Origin of the sequence: Klebsiella pneumoniae complex sp. WS1778 (assembly GCF_049472055.1) — a bacterium.
Lineage (GTDB): Bacteria > Pseudomonadota > Gammaproteobacteria > Enterobacterales > Enterobacteriaceae > Klebsiella > Klebsiella quasipneumoniae.
On sequence record NZ_JBKGTJ010000001.1, the window covers coordinates 796,036 to 812,503 of the forward strand.

15 protein-coding genes are annotated in these 16,468 nt (G+C 59.7%); 6 read left to right on the plus strand and 9 right to left on the minus strand.

The window, feature by feature from the left end; translation table 11 throughout:
• Positions 1-143: 143 nt before the first annotated feature.
• Positions 144-575, minus strand: coding sequence for a DUF4354 family protein (locus tag ACLEXF_RS04125; protein WP_004205857.1), 432 nt, complete (start codon positions 573-575; stop codon positions 144-146).
• A 701-nt stretch (positions 576-1,276) separates the two neighbouring features.
• Between ACLEXF_RS04125 and oxlT the strand changes: the two genes are divergently transcribed.
• Positions 1,277-2,533, plus strand: coding sequence for an oxalate/formate MFS antiporter (oxlT, locus tag ACLEXF_RS04130; RefSeq protein ID WP_136022945.1), 1,257 nt, complete (start codon positions 1,277-1,279; stop codon positions 2,531-2,533).
• 38 nt (positions 2,534-2,571) lie between these two features.
• On the opposite strand, the gene ACLEXF_RS04135 is transcribed toward oxlT, so the two are convergent.
• Together ACLEXF_RS04135 and ACLEXF_RS04140 are read right to left on the minus strand one after the other, a co-directional pair.
• Entirely contained in the window at positions 2,572-3,108 is a 537-nt protein-coding gene (locus tag ACLEXF_RS04135; protein WP_017900284.1) for a GNAT family N-acetyltransferase, read from the minus strand.
• A 71-nt stretch (positions 3,109-3,179) separates the two neighbouring features.
• Positions 3,180-3,782 (minus strand): HAD-IB family hydrolase, encoded by a 603-nt coding sequence (locus ACLEXF_RS04140; RefSeq protein ID WP_043519580.1) that lies wholly within the window; start codon positions 3,780-3,782, stop codon positions 3,180-3,182.
• A gap of 153 nt (positions 3,783-3,935) precedes the next feature.
• Here ACLEXF_RS04140 and ACLEXF_RS04145 point away from each other — a divergent pair, with 153 nt between their 5' ends.
• Positions 3,936-4,514, plus strand: coding sequence for a TetR/AcrR family transcriptional regulator (locus tag ACLEXF_RS04145; protein ID WP_407259789.1), 579 nt, complete (start codon positions 3,936-3,938; stop codon positions 4,512-4,514).
• Here the strand turns inward: ACLEXF_RS04145 and ACLEXF_RS04150 are convergent.
• Positions 4,490-5,590, minus strand: coding sequence for an iron-containing redox enzyme family protein (locus ACLEXF_RS04150; RefSeq protein WP_043519581.1), 1,101 nt, complete (start codon positions 5,588-5,590; stop codon positions 4,490-4,492). The genes ACLEXF_RS04145 and ACLEXF_RS04150 overlap by 25 nt on opposite strands.
• Positions 5,591-5,792: 202 nt before the next feature.
• Between ACLEXF_RS04150 and ACLEXF_RS04155 the strand changes: the two genes are divergently transcribed.
• A complete protein-coding gene (locus tag ACLEXF_RS04155; protein WP_101993425.1) occupies positions 5,793-6,707 on the plus strand; it encodes a DMT family transporter in 915 nt (304 codons plus the stop codon).
• 39 nt (positions 6,708-6,746) lie between these two features.
• On the opposite strand, the gene ACLEXF_RS04160 is transcribed toward ACLEXF_RS04155, so the two are convergent.
• Entirely contained in the window at positions 6,747-7,979 is a 1,233-nt protein-coding gene (locus ACLEXF_RS04160; RefSeq protein ID WP_004205848.1) for an MFS transporter, read from the minus strand.
• 276 nt (positions 7,980-8,255) lie between these two features.
• Between ACLEXF_RS04160 and ACLEXF_RS04165 the strand changes: the two genes are divergently transcribed.
• Together ACLEXF_RS04165 and ACLEXF_RS04170 are read left to right on the plus strand one after the other, a co-directional pair.
• Positions 8,256-9,863: an FAD-NAD(P)-binding protein gene (locus tag ACLEXF_RS04165; RefSeq protein WP_060655847.1), complete on the plus strand. Its 1,608-nt coding sequence runs from the start codon at positions 8,256-8,258 to the stop codon at positions 9,861-9,863.
• 107 nt (positions 9,864-9,970) lie between these two features.
• Entirely contained in the window at positions 9,971-11,071 is a 1,101-nt protein-coding gene (locus ACLEXF_RS04170; protein ID WP_023289748.1) for an NADH:flavin oxidoreductase/NADH oxidase, read from the plus strand.
• Positions 11,072-11,300: 229 nt separating this feature from the next.
• Here the strand turns inward: ACLEXF_RS04170 and ACLEXF_RS04175 are convergent, their stop codons facing one another.
• A complete protein-coding gene (locus tag ACLEXF_RS04175; protein WP_004205841.1) occupies positions 11,301-11,789 on the minus strand; it encodes a hypothetical protein in 489 nt (162 codons plus the stop codon).
• A gap of 88 nt (positions 11,790-11,877) precedes the next feature.
• Positions 11,878-12,783 carry a LysR family transcriptional regulator gene (locus ACLEXF_RS04180; protein ID WP_072206860.1) on the minus strand — a complete coding sequence of 302 codons (906 nt, stop codon included), beginning with the start codon at positions 12,781-12,783 and terminating at the stop codon, positions 11,878-11,880.
• A gap of 174 nt (positions 12,784-12,957) precedes the next feature.
• Here ACLEXF_RS04180 and ACLEXF_RS04185 point away from each other — a divergent pair, with 174 nt between their 5' ends.
• On the plus strand, positions 12,958-13,935 hold the full coding sequence (locus tag ACLEXF_RS04185) for an NAD(P)H-dependent flavin oxidoreductase (RefSeq protein WP_065877637.1): 978 nt from the start codon (positions 12,958-12,960) through the stop codon (positions 13,933-13,935).
• Positions 13,936-13,967: 32 nt separating this feature from the next.
• Here ACLEXF_RS04185 and hpxK read toward each other — a convergent pair whose 3' ends face one another.
• Both hpxK and ACLEXF_RS04195 read right to left on the minus strand, forming a co-directional pair.
• Entirely contained in the window at positions 13,968-15,227 is a 1,260-nt protein-coding gene (gene hpxK / locus ACLEXF_RS04190) for an allantoate amidohydrolase (protein ID WP_004205837.1), read from the minus strand.
• Positions 15,224-16,465: a pyridoxal-phosphate-dependent aminotransferase family protein gene (locus tag ACLEXF_RS04195; RefSeq protein ID WP_004205834.1), complete on the minus strand. Its 1,242-nt coding sequence runs from the start codon at positions 16,463-16,465 to the stop codon at positions 15,224-15,226. The genes hpxK and ACLEXF_RS04195 overlap by 4 nt, the downstream gene beginning before the upstream one ends.
• Positions 16,466-16,468 lie beyond the last annotated feature (3 nt).

Genomic DNA, 16,468 nt, shown 5'->3' on the forward strand with positions numbered 1-16,468 from the left:
GTCACCACTGGTCTCTGCCTCGCACGCATCCTCATCATTCAGTTGGAATGTTCAGGTAAATAATAAGGTCTCGTAACACCTGACTGACGCCCGGTGTTACGCTAACATCATATAAGGCAGATCATCCACACTCTGGATGGTGGTTATTTTGTTAAGCACTCTTTACCGAAAGCAAGACGAACAAAAGGTATATTCAATATTTCAGGATCGGCGCTGCTGAATAACACGCTTCCGGTTCGGCTTTCAATGGGTTTGTATTTTTTCAGCATCTCCATTTGAATTCCGGTGCTCATAAATGATTTGCCATTTTTATCATACAAAAAGAAGCACATTTTGTTATCTTTGCCAGGTTCAATGCTTTTATTAGAATAATTATCAAGCGTAACTTTATAGAATATCAGATACTTCGCTTCGCCGGTAACGCTATCCCATTCACTTCCGGTGGACTCCTTTTGCGCAAAAATCTTGACCCCCGAAAAATAAGGATCATGATTCTTTTTCTCATCAGCCTGCACCATTCCTGAGGCAGCGATAGCTACAGCCAGCGCAATACCTTTCGTAATATAGTTATGCATTTCAACCTCATTAAATTCACTATTAAGCATGCGCTACCATAGATCATGATATTGGTATTATCAATGATATTATCCATGTTCACTCACTGATCAAAATTCAGCCTTCAAATATATTTAAACCTATAAATCAGCACATTGAGAAAATAACCATTAAAACAATTCTAATTTGAATTTAAAAAATTGTTACCAGTAACTTGTTGTTCACTTTTTTCTGCGTCATGTTTATGCACGGTTTATCTTTACTTTACCAGGATGCTATTTAAAGCCGTTCGCACCGGCCAGGTTAGCGCCCCCAGTATCCATGGCGTGAATATCATCAGCGATCCTGAACAGGATAAGCAGGAGAGTTCCTGTCCCCCGCTTGAATGCCATGTCTATTTTTCCATCAGACCTACCATCGACCTGGTGCCAGTCAGCAAGTGAAGCGCACAGCGATGACCCATTTGCACCGACTCAGTGCCGGCTGTTCACCATACTGAAGCCCATCAAATCCCGCATCGCCATGTTAACTGCATGTATATAAAGCACTATTTTAACTGGCACGTTTAATGCTGTGCGCTTGTATACCGCGATGTGGACAAGATCGTATGCCGTATGGCCACAACACGTCGTCACTCTGCGGTCGCCACCTTCCCCTTTCCGTGAGGCATCCAGGGTGAATGCGTTTCACGAAAGTCTGTTAACTGAAAACGGAGAACAACATGACGACACTCAGCGAACCGTTGGTTACCCCGAAATATGGCAAATGGCGCCAGCTGGTGCTGGGCTTGATCTGTATGGCCGCCATCTCCAGCCCGCAATATGTCTGGACGCTGCTGACGAAACCCCTGGCCGCCAGGCTGGGCGTCGGTCTGCCCGAGCTGCAGGTCACCTTCTCGCTGTTGATCATCCTCCAGACCTTCTTTTCGCCCTTCCAGGGGCGGTTAGTGGAAAAATTTGGCCCACGGCGGCTGATCGCTATCGGCACGGTGATGGCCGGAATGAGCTGGGTGCTTTCTGCGCAGGTGAAGAGCCTGGCGACGCTGTGGCTGGTTTATGGCTGCATGGGCGGCCTCGGGACCGGGATCGTCTATATCGGCGTTGTCGGCCTGATGGTTAAATGGTTCCCAAGGCAGCGGGGTTTTGCCGCCGGCGCGGTGGCGGCGGGCTACGGGATGGGGGCGATCATAACCACTTTCCCCATCTCCCTGTCGCTGACCACTAACGGCCTTGAACACACGCTGACAACTTTCGGGATCCTTTTCGCCCTCATCGGCTTCCTCGCCAGTCAGGGGCTGAAGCTGCCGCCGCCTGCTGTCTCCCTGCCCGTCAGCCAGACGGTGGCGCAGAGCAGCAGATCGTTTACCTCCCGGGAAATGCTGCGCCAGCCGCTGTTCTGGCTGATGTTTGCCATGATGGCAATGATGTCGACTTCCGGGCTGATGGTCACCTCGCAGATGGCGGTGTTCGCCGAGGACTTCGGCATTAGCCAGGCGGTGGTGTTTGGCATGGCGGCGCTGCCGCTGGCGTTAACGATAGACCGCTTCACCAACGGCTTAACCCGGCCGCTGTTTGGTTTTATTTCCGACCGCTTCGGCCGCGAGCAAACCATGTTTATCGCCTTTGCGCTGGAGGGAGTGGCGATGACGCTCTGGCTGGCGTGCCGGGAAGATCCGCTGCTGTTTGTCCTGCTCTCCGGGGTGGTGTTCTTTGGCTGGGGGGAGATCTTCTCGCTCTTTCCGTCGACGCTCACTGATACCTTTGGCAGCGAAAATGCCGCCAGCAACTATGGCTGGCTGTATATTTCGCAGGGCATCGGGTCAATCTTCGGCGGCCCGCTGGCGGCGCTGCTCTATCAGTACACCCACGGCTGGCATGTGGTTTTCAGCTGCGCGATTGGTCTGGATTTTATCACCGCCGCCCTCGCGCTGTGGGTGCTAAAACCGTGGCGCGCGCGCTTTATCCGCCAGCATAGCTGATCGCCCGGCCGGACAGAAGTGACGGCCATGCCGTCACTTCACTGATATTCGCTGCGCAGCAGCGCGTACAGATACTCATCGCCCCACTCGCCTTTAAAAAAGATATTCTGCCGGTAATGCGCCTCGCGACGAAAGCCCAGCCCTTCGAGGAGTTTGATCGCCCCGGTATTGCGAGTGTCTACCACCGCTATCAGCCGGTGATGGGCTAACTGCTCAAAGAGTAAGGCTATCACCGCCCGCATGGCTTCCCGGGCATACCCCTGATGCTGATATGCCGGGGAAAAGGTCATCCCCAGCTCGGCCTGTCTGCCCTGATCGAAAAAGTGGATCCCCACATCTCCCGCCAGCGCACCGTTGGCCTGGATCGCTACGGCAAGCTGGAACCAGCTTTCATCCTCAGCAAAGGCCAGCGAACGCTGTTGTTCATAGAAGGCTGTCGCCTCTGCCATGCTGTAGTGGGTCCAGCTCTGAAAGCGGGCCACCTCCGGCAGGTTGCGATAATGGCTGAAAGACGGCAGATCTTCCGTTCTGAACCGGCGCAGCAGCAGCCGGGGCGTGGTCAGGGGTAACATCATCTCTTCTCTTCTTCCTGGTGAGACGGGCAATCGCGCGCCATCTTAACCTGCGTAGCCTGGCGCTGCCAGGCTCATGGCGGAGCCTCATCCCAGCGATAGATTTTGGTGGTGGCCAGCGCCAGCATGGCGAAATCTTCCGGCGTATCGCCGTAGGCGAAGATCTCCTCGTAATCGGCCAGGGAGTAGTTCGCCAGGATACGCGCCTTTTTGGCCAGGCCGCTGCAGTCTCCCCCCTGATACTTTCCGGTCGCTGCCCCGTTTTGAAATTCCACTTCGCTGCACAGCAGCTCAAGATTATGCTGCTGGCACCACGGTCGAAGATAGACATCCAGCGAGGCTGAAACCACCACCACGGTGTCCCCTCGCGCCTGATGCCAGGCTATGCGCTGCATCGCGTTCTCCCGCAGTGTATAGGGAATAAATACCTGGCTATGATCGTTCCCGCGCTGCAGGATCTCAGGTTGCGATTTCCCGGCAAAAGCATAATGAAATACTTTTTGCCGGATGGCAGAGGCGGAAAGCCAGCCCATTTTCCAGGCGAGAATATACGGCAACAGCCGCAATTTGCCCTGACGAATGGCTTTCGCATCGAGGGACTGATAAATAAAAGGGGTAAACGTATCTTCGTGGGTGATCGTGCCATCGAAGTCAAAAAAGGCAATGTTCTTCTTCATCCTTGTAACCTTATACAGACACACCGGCGCCGCAAAGGTGCGGCTGATTTACTTTTTACCCGCCTGGCGGCAAGATCCGGCATAATGCACCGCTGTCGCAGGACGGCCGAGTCTCCGGCCGTCGTGACAGCGAACCAGTCGACAGGAAAACGCATGAAGCCAAAACAAGCGGACATTCTCCGCCACGCCAGCGCGCTGTTTAATCGCGAAGGATATCAGTCCCCCAGCATCGAGCGGATTGCTGAGCATGCCGGCATCTCCAAAATGACCTTCTACCGCTACTATGCCGATAAAGAGGCGCTCATTCTGGCTATCCTCCGGCAAAAAGAGAGCGAGTTTATGCAGGATCTGACGCAGATCACCGCGGATAAAGCCACCGCGCGGGAGAAGCTGTTCGCCGTGTTCGACTACTATCAGTGCTGGTTGACCTGCGAAACGTTCCACGGCTGCATGTTCACCCGCGCGCTATTCGAATATGGCGCGTCATCGCCGGCGATCCGGGAGCAGTGCTCCCGCTTCAAGTCGCGCCTGTGGCAGTTTTTCCGCGAAATCCTGACTCTGGTATTAAAACCAGAGCCTGCCGAACGGGTCGCTATGATGATGGTGATGCTCATCGATGGCGCCATCGCCGCCCAGCAGGCCGAGTCCGCCGAATGCCGGGAGATCCCGCCGGGGACGACCGCCTGGAGCGCGGCCAAAGCGCTTATTTACTCAGAAGGCGGTACGCTGTGAGATGATGCGCTGCCGTCCAGCGACTGCAGCGCCGCCAGCAGGCCATCATAGTAATCGTTGCAGGTTTGCAGGCGCAGCGCGGCGCCAAAGTAGACCTCCTCCATCGCCGCCGGATGTTTTTTGCCAATCGGCATAATGACATTATTCAGCCAACCGTCCGCATGGCCGATATCGACCGTGATATGTTCGGCATAGTAATGCACGTCGCGATCGGAAAGCCCAATCCGCCGACAGCCCGCCACCAGTTTTTCATACTGCGGCGGGTCGAGCAGTTCGGTCATCGCCATCACTCCCAGCGATTTGTAGTAATGCTGACGATTTACGCCGCCGACCATAAAGGCGTTATACCCGGCCAGCCCCTGCCACTCGTACAGATGGGCAAAATGGTTGTCCGGTAAGGCGATATTCCGCCGCTTCAGTAAATCCTTATACAGATTGACGTGGGTGATCTCAGTGCTGCCCTGACCTATCTCATCCCACAAATTCTGCGCAATCTCGGCGCGGGTTTCCGGCAACGAGCCCACCAGCCCCATCGCCACCAGATCGAAGAAAAGCAGATTCAGCGCGCTGTCGCTTTTGAAGAAATAGTCGATCTGCGCGGCGGAGGCCTCGCTGGCAAGGAAATCGAACAGCGGATGATGAGACGCCGGGTGCTGCTGGCATAGAGCGCGCAGTTCGTCGACGATATTGCCGGCATTGAGCACCGGTCGCTGGCGGTGGAAACGTTTGCTTTCCGCCCGCAGCCACTCAGACTCAATGTAATTTCGGATCCCGGAGAGCAGTGGATGAAACTGATTGGCAGCCGCCGGCGAGAGCGGGTCGGCAAGCCAGGACTGATAGAGGATGAACAGCGCATGGTGCGCGCGCTTTTTGGCCTGCGGGTCGTCAGCGGAGAAGGCGCGGATGCAGATATTCTCAGCCAGATGCCAGGCTCTGTCGGCGACCTGCGGATTGGCCGTCAACTTCAGCGACAGCGCGTTACTGTGCAGAAGCTGGTCAATTAACTCATCCAGCGCCAGCCTGGCCATCACCGCGGTTTGGTCACGACCAATGACCCCATTGTCGGTATTACGCATGAATTTATCCCTGTGAAATGCATGGCGACTATACGGTATAGTACCGCTCACAATGCGGCAACGTAAATTTCATTCATATTGATAACGTGCTGTTTTTTAGAGAATTTAAACTAAGAAAACAAAAACCACTAAAATATTATTGATATTATAAAAATAATAAAGTTACCATCAAGTACAGTGACAAACGACACAAGGAATCACTATGCCCTATCTGTTACTGACGCTGGCCGCTCTGTTCTGGGGCGGGAATTACGTTGTCGGTCACGTGCTGGTTCAGGGCGTGGATCCGATCCTGATGACCGAAGCGCGGTGGGCGCTGACGGCGCTGCTGCTGGGCCTGCTCTACCGCCGGCAGATTGCCGACAGTCGTCACCTGCTGCGGGAAAACGCCCCGGCGGTGCTGGTGCTCACCCTGTGCGGTCAGGTCAGTTTCCCGCTCACGCTCTATATCGGTCTGCAAACTACCTCCGCCCTCAACGCCGCCATCTATATGTCCGCCACGCCGAGCATGGTGCTGCTGATTAACCGGCTGATTTTTCGCGACCCGGTATCGGCCCGCAACTGGCTGGGGGTGGTCTTCAGCACTCTTGGGGTGATGATCCTCTTATTCCAGGGGAATCCGCTGCATGCCGCCTCGCTGCATACTTTTTCCGTCGGCGATTTGTGGGCGATGGGTTCGGCGCTGAGCTGGGCGCTCTATTGTTCGCTGTTACGTCTGAAGGACCGCCGCATCCCGGCGAATGGCTTTGTCGCCGTCAGCTCGCTGCTCGGCGCCCTGCTCCTGCTACCAATCGTCGCCTTCTGGCTGATGCGCCACCCGGCGCAGGACTGGACCGCCTGGCGCGAGCCGTTTTTCCTCAGCGGTCTGGCTTATCTGGTGATTTTCCCGTCGTGGCTGGCCTATCTTTTCTGGAATAAAGGTATCGCTACGATTGGCGCCACGCGGGGGGAAATTTACACCCATATCATCCCGCTCTCCGGCGGGGTGTTGAGCATCCTCTTCCTGCATACCCAGCCGCATGCCTGGCACCTGTTCAGCGCGCTGTTCATTATGCTGGGGATTGGCATCTGCTCGCTGGAGAAACGCCAGACGGCGACGGTTCGCCTGCGCGGTTAGCTTGTCTGCCGGGCGTCTGACAACGCCCGGCGTTAGCGCTTAACGGCTGGTGGAGAGCGGCTGGTGAGGCGCCGTCCCGGCGGGTTGCGTCATCCGGCCCTCACGGCCAAAGAAGGTCAGAATGGTAATGACGATCGCCACCGTCCCGGCCACCAGGGCCATCGCCAGGCCGTAGTTATGCCCGTGGTGCTGGGCAATGGAGGCCTGCAGGGTGGCATTCACCGAGGCCAGCAGGTTACCCAGCTGATAGACGAAGCCGGGCAGCACTGCCCGGGTGTTGGCCGGAACCAGTTCGTTGAGCCAGGTAGGGATCACCCCCCAGGCGCCCTGCACCATAAACTGCATCAGAAACGCCCCGGCCCCCAGCGCCAGCGAGCCGCTGGCGAATGCCCACAGCGGGATCACCGGCAGCGCCAGCAGGGCGGCGCTCATAATCGCTTTGCGCCGGCCAATCTTCTCCGACAGCGAGCCGAAGAAAACCCCGCCGATGATCGAGGCGATGTTGTAGCACACCGCGATAATGCTGACCGTTTTAGGCTCGAAGCCGTGCTGGACTTTCAAAAAGACCGGGTAGAGATCCTGCGTCCCGTGGGAGAAGAAGTTAAAGGCCGCCATCAGCACCACCAGGTACAGGCACAGCTTCCAGTGGCTACGCAACACCGGCAGCAGAGCCGTGCTCGCTTTACTCTGCCGTGCCGCCAGCCAGACCGGGGACTCCTCGACGCAGAAATAGATAAACGGCAACAGCAGCACCGGGGCGGCGCCAATGACAAACATCCCGCGCCAGCCGAGCTGAGTAAACAACAGCCCGTAGGCCACGGCCGCCAGCAGATAGCCGAAGGGATACCCCGCCTGGAACAGACCGGACATCAGGCCGCGCGAGCGGTCAGGGATCGTCTCCATCGCCAGCGACGAAGCCACGCCCCAGATCCCGCCCATCGCCACGCCGTACAGTACCCGCAGCAGAAAAAACAGCATCAACGACGGCGCCGCGGCGGAGAGCAGCTCAAAGGCGGAGAAGAAAACGATGTTGAGCATCAGGATCGGTTTGCGGCCAAACTTCTCCGCCGCCCGGCCGAAGATCAGCGCGCCAACGGGCCGCACGGCCAGGGTCAGCAGAATCGCCAGGGTGACCTCTTCAAGGTCGACGTGAAACGAGTGGGCGATATCGCTCAGTAAAAAAACCAACAGGAAAAAGTCGAAAGCATCGAGCGTCCAGCTTAAAAAACTGGCGATCGCCGCGTTGCGCTGTCGTGAAGTCCAGCCGTGCATCTTGTCATCCCTATCCCGACGGCGTTGCCGGGAGCTTGCGCGGCGTCCGGCAGAGCAGGCTGGTGCCACCGCTTGTGTAAATTGTTTGTATAGAAAGTTGCTCTTTTGTTAATTACACCCCTTTTCTGGCCGTCGGCAAGTTTATTAGCACGCTAATTTGTTTCAAATTGCGTGCGACGGCCCACCGGTTCGCTAATTTTCGACCAGAATTAAGGACAGGCTGGCTTCAGTGCACTGCCCCAGATGCCGCATCCACCCACAGGAAGGGAGAGAATCATGAAGAGAATCGCCATCGTCGGCGCCGGGCCGACGGGGATTTACACCTTGTATGAACTGGTGAAGCGCGGTGAGCCGCTATCGATCGCGCTGTTTGAAAAAGAGGCGCAGGCCGGGGTGGGTATGCCCTATAGCGACGATAATACCGCGGCGCAGATGCTGGCCAATATTGCCAGCATTGAGATCCCCCCTATTGACCTGACCTATCTGCAATGGCTGCAGCAGCAGAGCGACGACTGGCTGGCGGCGCGCGGTCTTGAACGGCAGGCTCTGCATGAGCGCCAGTTTCTGCCGCGGGTGATCCTCGGCGAGTACTACCGCGACCGCTTTCTATATCTTGTGCAACGGGCCAGAGACGCCGGCTTCGTGGTGAGCGTCTGCGAGTCCTGTGAGGTCACAGATATTGCGGTGCAGCCCGTCGGGATCGCCATCCACACCGACGGCGCGGCACAGCCGGTAATGGTCGATCTGGTGGTGATTGCCACCGGCCATTTGTGGCCTGAAGAAGAACGCGCCAGCCGGCAGTACTTCCCCAGTCCGTGGACCGGCCTGATGGAGGCCCGCATCGCCCCCTGTCGGGTCGGGATCCTCGGGACCTCCTTAAGCGCGATTGATGCCGCCGTGGCGGTGGTGGCCCGCCACGGCGTTTTCCATACTGAGCATGACAAAACCACCCATTTTTCCCTGCATCCCGGCAGCGACGCGCTGGAGATCACGCTGATGTCACGCAACGGCGTGCTGCCGGAGGCCGATTTTTACTGCCCGATCCCGTGGGAGCCGCTGGAGATCGCCACCCCCGCCGCCCTTGAGGCGGCCGTCGCTGAGGGCAGCGACGGCCTGCTGGATCGGGTGTTCCAGCTGATCGTCCATGAGCTGGAATATGCCGCCCCGGCCTGGTGCGAGGCGACGGGGCTGCGCCAGCTGACGCCTGACAGCATCGCCGACGCCTGGTTTGCCGACCGTCTCACCCATGACCCCTTCCAGTGGGCGCAGCACAATCTGCAGGAGGTGGAGCGCAATAAGCGCGAGCGCCACACGGTGCCCTGGCGCTATGCCATTCTCCGCCTGCACGAGGCGATTGAAACCGTGGTGCCGCAGCTCAACGACGAGGACAGCCGTCGCTTCCGCCAGGGGCTCGCCCGCGTGTTTATTGATAACTACGCTGCGATCCCGCCGGAGTCCATTCGCCGGTTGCTGGCCCTGCATCAGGCGGGCATTCTGCGAATTGTGGCGCTGGGTGAGGATTACGAGCTGCAGCGCGAGTCTGACCGGACGCTGATTGTCCATCATCAGCAGCGCTGTGAATTCGATGTCTTTATCGATGCCCGCGGACAGAAAGCATTGAAAACCCGGGATCTGCCCTTTCCTTCACTGCGCCAGCAGCTGCTGGCCTGCGGCGACGCTATTCCTGACGTTGGCGATGACTACACGCTGCAGGCGCCGGAGGCCGTGCGCGGCCGGGTCGCCTTCGGCGCTCTACCCTGGCTGATGCACGATCGCCCCTTTGTCCAGGGGCTGACGGCCAGCGCCGAGATTGGCAGCGCAATGGCCCGCGCGGTCTCCCAGCAGGCAACTGGCCGGCGGCGTCGTCTCTGGTTTATCGAATAGCAGGACGTTTAAACGCAATATCCGAATAAAGGGGGGCCAGCAGGCGTGCTATAAACAGTGGCTGTTCGCCCCCGTGCAAGACCACGTCTAACATTTACGAGGTACTCATGAGTCATCTTTTTAGCGCGACGCGTATTGGTCAGTTGACGCTGGATAACCGTATCGTTATCGCCCCCATGTGTCAGTATTCTGCCGACGAGGGGAAGGCAACCTCCTGGCACCGGATCCACCTCGGGCAGCTGGCGTTCTCCGGCGCCGGCCTGTTAATTCTGGAAGCCACGGCAGTAGAGCCGGCGGGACGTATCTCGCCTGGGGATCTGGGGCTGTGGGATGATGAAACCGAAAACGCCCTGCGTGCCGTGGTGGAGGATATCCGGGCCTGGTCACCGATCCCTCTGGGGATCCAGCTGGGGCATGCCGGGCGCAAGGCCTCCTGCGCGGCCCCCTGGCAGGGTGGCCATCAGCTGGCGCTCAACCAGGGCGGCTGGCAGACCGTCGCCCCCTCCGCGGTGGCGTTTCACGACGGCGACCGCGCCCCGGCCGAGCTGAGCCATGCCGATCTGGCACGCATCAAAGCGGCCTTTGTCGCCAGCGCGTTGCGCGCCCAACGCCTGGGCTTTGAGCTGATTGAGCTGCACGCCGCTCACGGCTATCTGCTGCACCAGTTTCTTTCACCGCTCAGCAATCAGCGCCGTGACGAGTATGGCGGTTCGCTGGAAAACCGAATGCGCTATCCGCTGGAAGTGTTTAAGGCAATCCGCGAGGCGGTGGGCAACGCCATGGCGGTGGGCGTCAGGTTGTCGGCGACCGACTGGGTTGAAGGCGGCTGGGACGGCGAGCAGTCCATTCAGTTCAGCCAGCAGCTGGAAGCGCTGGGCAGCGACTATATCCATGTCTCCAGCGGCGGTTTGTCGCCGCAGCAGGCCATCACCGTCGGTCCGGGCTACCAGTTGCCTTTCGCCCGCGACATTCGCGAGCAGGTAGCCATCCCGGTGATTGGCGTAGGGCTGATCACCGACCCGCAGCAGGCGGAAGCGGCGCTGGAGAATGGCGATGCCGACCTGATCGCCCTCGCCCGCGCGGTGCTCTACGATCCGCACTGGCCATGGCACGCTGCCGCCAGCCTCGGCGCCCAGGTTCGTGTTCCTTCGCAATATCTGCGCTCCGAGCCACACGGCCTGAAAGGCACCCTGCTGCCAAACCGTTGAACCCGCGGCGGGCATAAAAAAGGGGTATCGTAAGATACCCCTCAGCAGGATGTTATTGCGGTCCATATGCCGGGCGGCGTCGTCTTGCCCGGCCTACAAAAGGGTGATGCCCGGTCATTGCGCAGCCAACCCGCCCCCTGCGTAGGCCCGCGCAAGCGCAGCGCCGCCGGGCAATCTATCAGGCTCCGCTCCCTATATTTCCGGGCGACGGCCCGGCAAACACCGCGAGTTACTGCTGGGCGGGCGGTGGCGTGGTGTTCTGTTTATCCTTCGCGATACTGTCCTGAATGGCTTTGGTTTTGCTCGCCGCTTCCGCCGAAAGCTGATTGGCGTCACCGATGGCGTTGTCTTTAATCTGACCCGCCTCTTTGACTATGCGGTCACTTTCCTGCTTTGCGTTCTGCTTCACCGCATCGGCCTGGGCTTTCGCCTGCTGGGCGATGGCATCCGCTTTCTTGTCCGCCTCCGCCTTGATGGCGCTGGCCTGATCCTTCAGACGATCGGCCTCGGCGTCGGCCTGGCTTTTCAGCGTATCAATTTGCTTATCCGCATCCTGCTTAATCGCCTGGGCTTTGTCCGCCGCGGCATCCTTCATCTGCTCCGCATTATCTTTGGCCTTATCCAGTTTGTTATCCACTTTCGACGCATCGTCGCAGCCAAACAGGGTCAGGCAAAGGGCGGAAGCAAGCAGTGTTTTATTCCAGAGTTTCATCAGCATTCCCTTACAGGTTGAGTCATTATCCAGCCTTGTGATTTATTGCCTTAATAGCATTCACATTTTATATATAAACGCTCAGCCACCAGAGTCAAGGCGACACCGGTCGATCCAGCGTCGCCACCAGCCCCTGCAGCCACTCGGCAAACACCCGCACCTTATGCGAGAGATGCCGGTGCGGATAGAGCAGCGACAGTGGCCGACGCGGCGCCGGGAAGTCCGGCAGAATTTCTACCAGCTCCCCACTGTCGATATAGGGTTGTAGAAAGAATCGCATTCCCTGCAGCATGCCCAGCCCTGCCAGCCCGGCGGCGGTAAAAACTTCTGAGTTGTCCAGCACCAGTTTACCGGGGATGGCGATCTGCCTGATGCCCTCCGGGGTCTGGAATCGCCAGGGCATAATCTGTCGGCTGCTGCTGTTTACCCAGTTCACCGCCAGGTGCGACTGCAGTTCCTCCAGCGTGGCGGGCGCTCCATAGCGAGCCAGATACGCAGGACTCGCGCAGGTGGTTAACGCCACCTCCCCCAGCGAGCGCGCCACATAGTCGCCATCCTCCAGATCCCCCACCCGCAGCAGACAATCCAGGCCATCGCGCAGCATATCCCGGCGCACATCGGAGCTACTGAGGACAATTTCCACTTCCGGATGGGCCTGATAAAAATCCGCCAGATGCGGGATCACCAGCAGCCGCGCAAAAGCGATTGGCATATCGACGCGTAGCTGGCCGCGGATCGGCCGGTCCGGCGCGAACGACTCCAGCAGATCGTCGGCCTGGGAGAGCAGCGGTTTACTGCGCCGATAAAACTCTTCTCCTTCCGGCGTGAGATACAGGCGGCGGGTAGTGCGCTGCAGCAACCTGACACCGCTCTCCCGCTCCAGCTGCTGCAGCGCTTTGGTCACCGCCGGCCGGTGGATCTGCAAATTTTCCGCCGCCTGGGCAAAGCTACCGGCGTCGACGATTTCAATAAAGATTTTAATATTTTCAAACAGATTCATCTGCATAACGGCTCGCTCCCCGTCTCTTCGCCTGCCTCAATTATTACCAATTTAATAACAGTGATGAAAGTTTTTGCTCATTTTTTAAAACAATAAAGGCGCCTACACTGCCCTCATTGCCGCATCGCTGGGGCGAAGAAATTGATAACTCATTAACGTACAAGGAAAAATATCATGCAAACTAACCGTGTGGCCCGCATTTTGGGTATTGAAAAACCGGTAGTCCAGGGCCCGCTCTCCTGGCTGACCGATGCTCGTCTGGTGGCGGCCGTCGGCAACGCCGGTGGTCTCGGGGTGCTGGGCCCGAACGCCGGCCTGACGGCGGCAACCGCCGTCTCCACGCCGGAGGCGACGGCAGAGAAAATGCGCGAAGAGATCCGCAAAACCAAACAGCTGACTGAGAAACCCTTTGGCGTCAACCTGATCCCGACGGCGGAAAACGACATCTGGACGCCGGCGATCCTGCCGGTGATCAAAGAGGAAGGTGTTAAGGTGGTGGTCTACACCGGCTACGGAGACGGTTCGTTAAAACCGGCGCTGTTCGATGAGCTGAAAACCGCCGGGATCACCATTATCTACCGCGATATTAACCCGACGCCGGAGAACAGCCGTCGCGCGGAGCAGGCCGGAGCGGACATCATCGTCGCCACCGGCTTTGACGAAGGCGGCACGCTGCCGGCTACCGCAATGGGGACCTTCACTATCGTCCCGCTGATCGTTGACGCTGTTCAGCGGGTTCCGGTGATGGGCGCGGGGGGCATCACCGACGCCCGGGGAGCGCGCGCTGCTCACGCCCTCGGCGCGGAAGGCGTCTTCGCCGGTTCGGTATTCATCAGCACCGTCGAAAGTCGCGTTCCCGACTCGGTGAAAGCGAAAATTCTCGCCGCCAACGGCCTGGATCTGCGGCTGTTTCGTACGCTGCCGGACTACTACCGCGCCCTGCCTGGCAAACTGAGCGACAAGCTGGTGGCCATGGACCGGGCCGGAGCCTCAAAGGCCGAGCTGGCCCAGGCGATGGGCGGTCTGCGCGGAATGCGGCTGGGCATGCTGGAGGGGAATACCGATGAGGGGTATATCTCGCTGGGGGCGGGGATCGGCAACATCCATGCCATCGCCTCCGTCGCCGAGGTAGTCAACCAGCTGGCGGTGTGAAACCGCCAGCCGGGGCTCGGCAACCGGCGCGATCAGGCGTCAGCTACCTTCTCTACCGCCCGGGAGAACGCGTCGATAGCCAGCCCGACGTCGGCGGCGGTGACCGACTCCGCCGGGTGATGGCTGACGCCCCCCAGGCAGCGCACAAACAGCATGGCCGATGGCCAGCGCTCGGCGATGGCGATGGCGTCATGCCCTGCGCCGCTCGGCAGCGTCAGTGAACGCCCCTGCACCGCCGTCACCGCCTCGCTCAGAACCGCCTGCAGTTGACTGTCGCAGGCGGTGGCGGCGATACGGTAATACTCCTCGGCGGTGAAGCTCAGCTGGCGGCGCCCGGCAATGGCCTGCGCCTGCGCCAGCAGCTCTTCCAGCAGCGCCGCCAGCGGTGCATCCTGCGGGCCGCGAATATCCAGCGTCAGCTGCACCTCGCCCGGAATCACGTTCACCGCGCCCGGCGCACAGCGCAGGGTGCCGACCGTCGCCACCAGGTTGCCGCCGCGCTGCCGGGTCAGGCTTTCCACCTGCACCATCCATTCCGCCGCCGCGGCGAGCGCGTCCTTACGATGGAGCATCGGCACCGTGCCGGCATGGCCGGCTTCGCCGGTAAAGCGGCAGGTCAGGCGGCGGGCGCCGTTAATCGCCTCCACCACGCCGAGCGCCAGACCCGCCTGCTCCAGGCACGGCCCCTGCTCGATATGCAGTTCGAGATAGGCGGCGATATCCTGCGGGTTGCGGGCGGCATGGGCGATCCGCGCCGGATCGAGTCCGGCATTCACCAGCGCCTGGGCGACGCTCACCCCGTCGGCATCGCACTGTGACAGCCAGCTTTCGGGCCAGGTGCCGGTGACGCCGCGGCTACCCAACAGGGTGATGCCGAAGCGGGTACCCTCTTCATCGCCAAAGCCGACGATCTCGATAGCCTTCGCCAGCCGTCGCCCCTGCTGGTGCAGACGCTGAACCACCTCAATCGCCGCCAGTACGCCGAGCATGCCGTCGTAGCGCCCGGCGTTGCGCACGGTGTCGAGATGAGAGCCCAGCAGCACCGCCGGCGCGCCCTCCTGCACGCCTTCATAGCGACCGCAGATATTACCGACGCTGTCCTGCCACACCATCATGCCGGCGGCCTGCATCCACTGGCCCACCAGCTGGTTGGCCTGCAGATGCTCCGGCGACAGATAGACCCGGGTCAGGGCGTCGGCGGTTTCGCTGAGGGCGGCCAGCTGGTCGGCGCGCGCCATCACCCGGCTGGCGGCCGCCTCTCTCTCCGCCTGCTGGCGGACGGTATCACTCATAGGGTGGCCTCGGTGCGGTAGTGATCCCAGGCCGCCTGCATCGCCGCGCCCTGGGTGGTGGTGAACTTGAGGTAGTTCAGGACCGCCTCCAGCGCGCTGAGGGTCTGCATCACACAGTCTTTACGCGCGTTATAGCCCATGGTGCCAATGCGCCAGACTTTACCGTGCAGCGGGCCGAACGAGGTGCCAATCTCAATGCCGAAATCTTCCAGCATCAGCTTACGCACCTGATCGCCGTTGATCCCGTTGGGGATCACCACCCCCAGCACGTTATTCATTTTGTGCCGCAGGTCGCCAAAGGTCTCGAGCCCCATCGCCTGGATCCCTTTCAGCAGCGCATCGCCGTGCAGCTTGTGGCGGGCGATGCCGTTGTCGAGTCCCTCCTGAAGGATCAGGCGCGCGCACTCCCGGGCGGCGAACAGCGCTGAGGTCGCTTCGGTATGGTGGTTCAGGCGCTCCGGCCCCCAGTAATCCATCACCATGCCGAGATCGAAATAGTTGGAGTAGATCATCTCGTCGACGCCATCGTGGTGGGCATCGGTGCGGATCCCCTGCTCAATGCAGCGGCGGCGGCGGATGACCTCTTCCATCCGTGGGCTGAGGGTGATGGGCGAGGTGCCGGAGGGGCCGCCCAGGCACTTCTGCATCCCGGCGGACACCGCGTCCAGCTGCCAGGCGTCGGTTTCCAGCGGGTTGCCGCCGAGCGACGCGGTGGCGTCGGTATAGAACAGCACGTCGTGGCGACGACAAATCTCTCCCAGCTCCGCCAGCGGCTGCAGCATGGTGGTCGAGGTATCGCCCTGCACGGTGAGCAGCAGGCGCGGGCGCACGCGCTTGATCGCGTCTTCAACCTGGTCCGGGGTAAAGACTTCCCCCCACGGCACCTCGATGGTGTGTACTTCTGCCCGGCAGCGGCGCGCAATCTCGCACAGCAGATGACCAAACCGGCCGAACACCGGCACCAGCACCTTGTCACCCGGCCGGATCGCCGACACCAGAATCGCTTCGATACCGGCGCGGGAGGTGCCGTCCACCAGCATCGTCCAGCGGTTTTCGGTGCGAAATACGCCGCGGTACAACGCCATCACTTCATTCATGTAGTGGGTCATCGCCGGATCGTACTGACCAACCAGCTGGCTCGCCATGGCCCGCAGCACGCGCGGGTCGGCGTTGATCGGCCCCGGTCCCATCAGCAGGCGCTGCGGCGGGTTAATTTGCGAAAACTGAGTGATATCCATCTG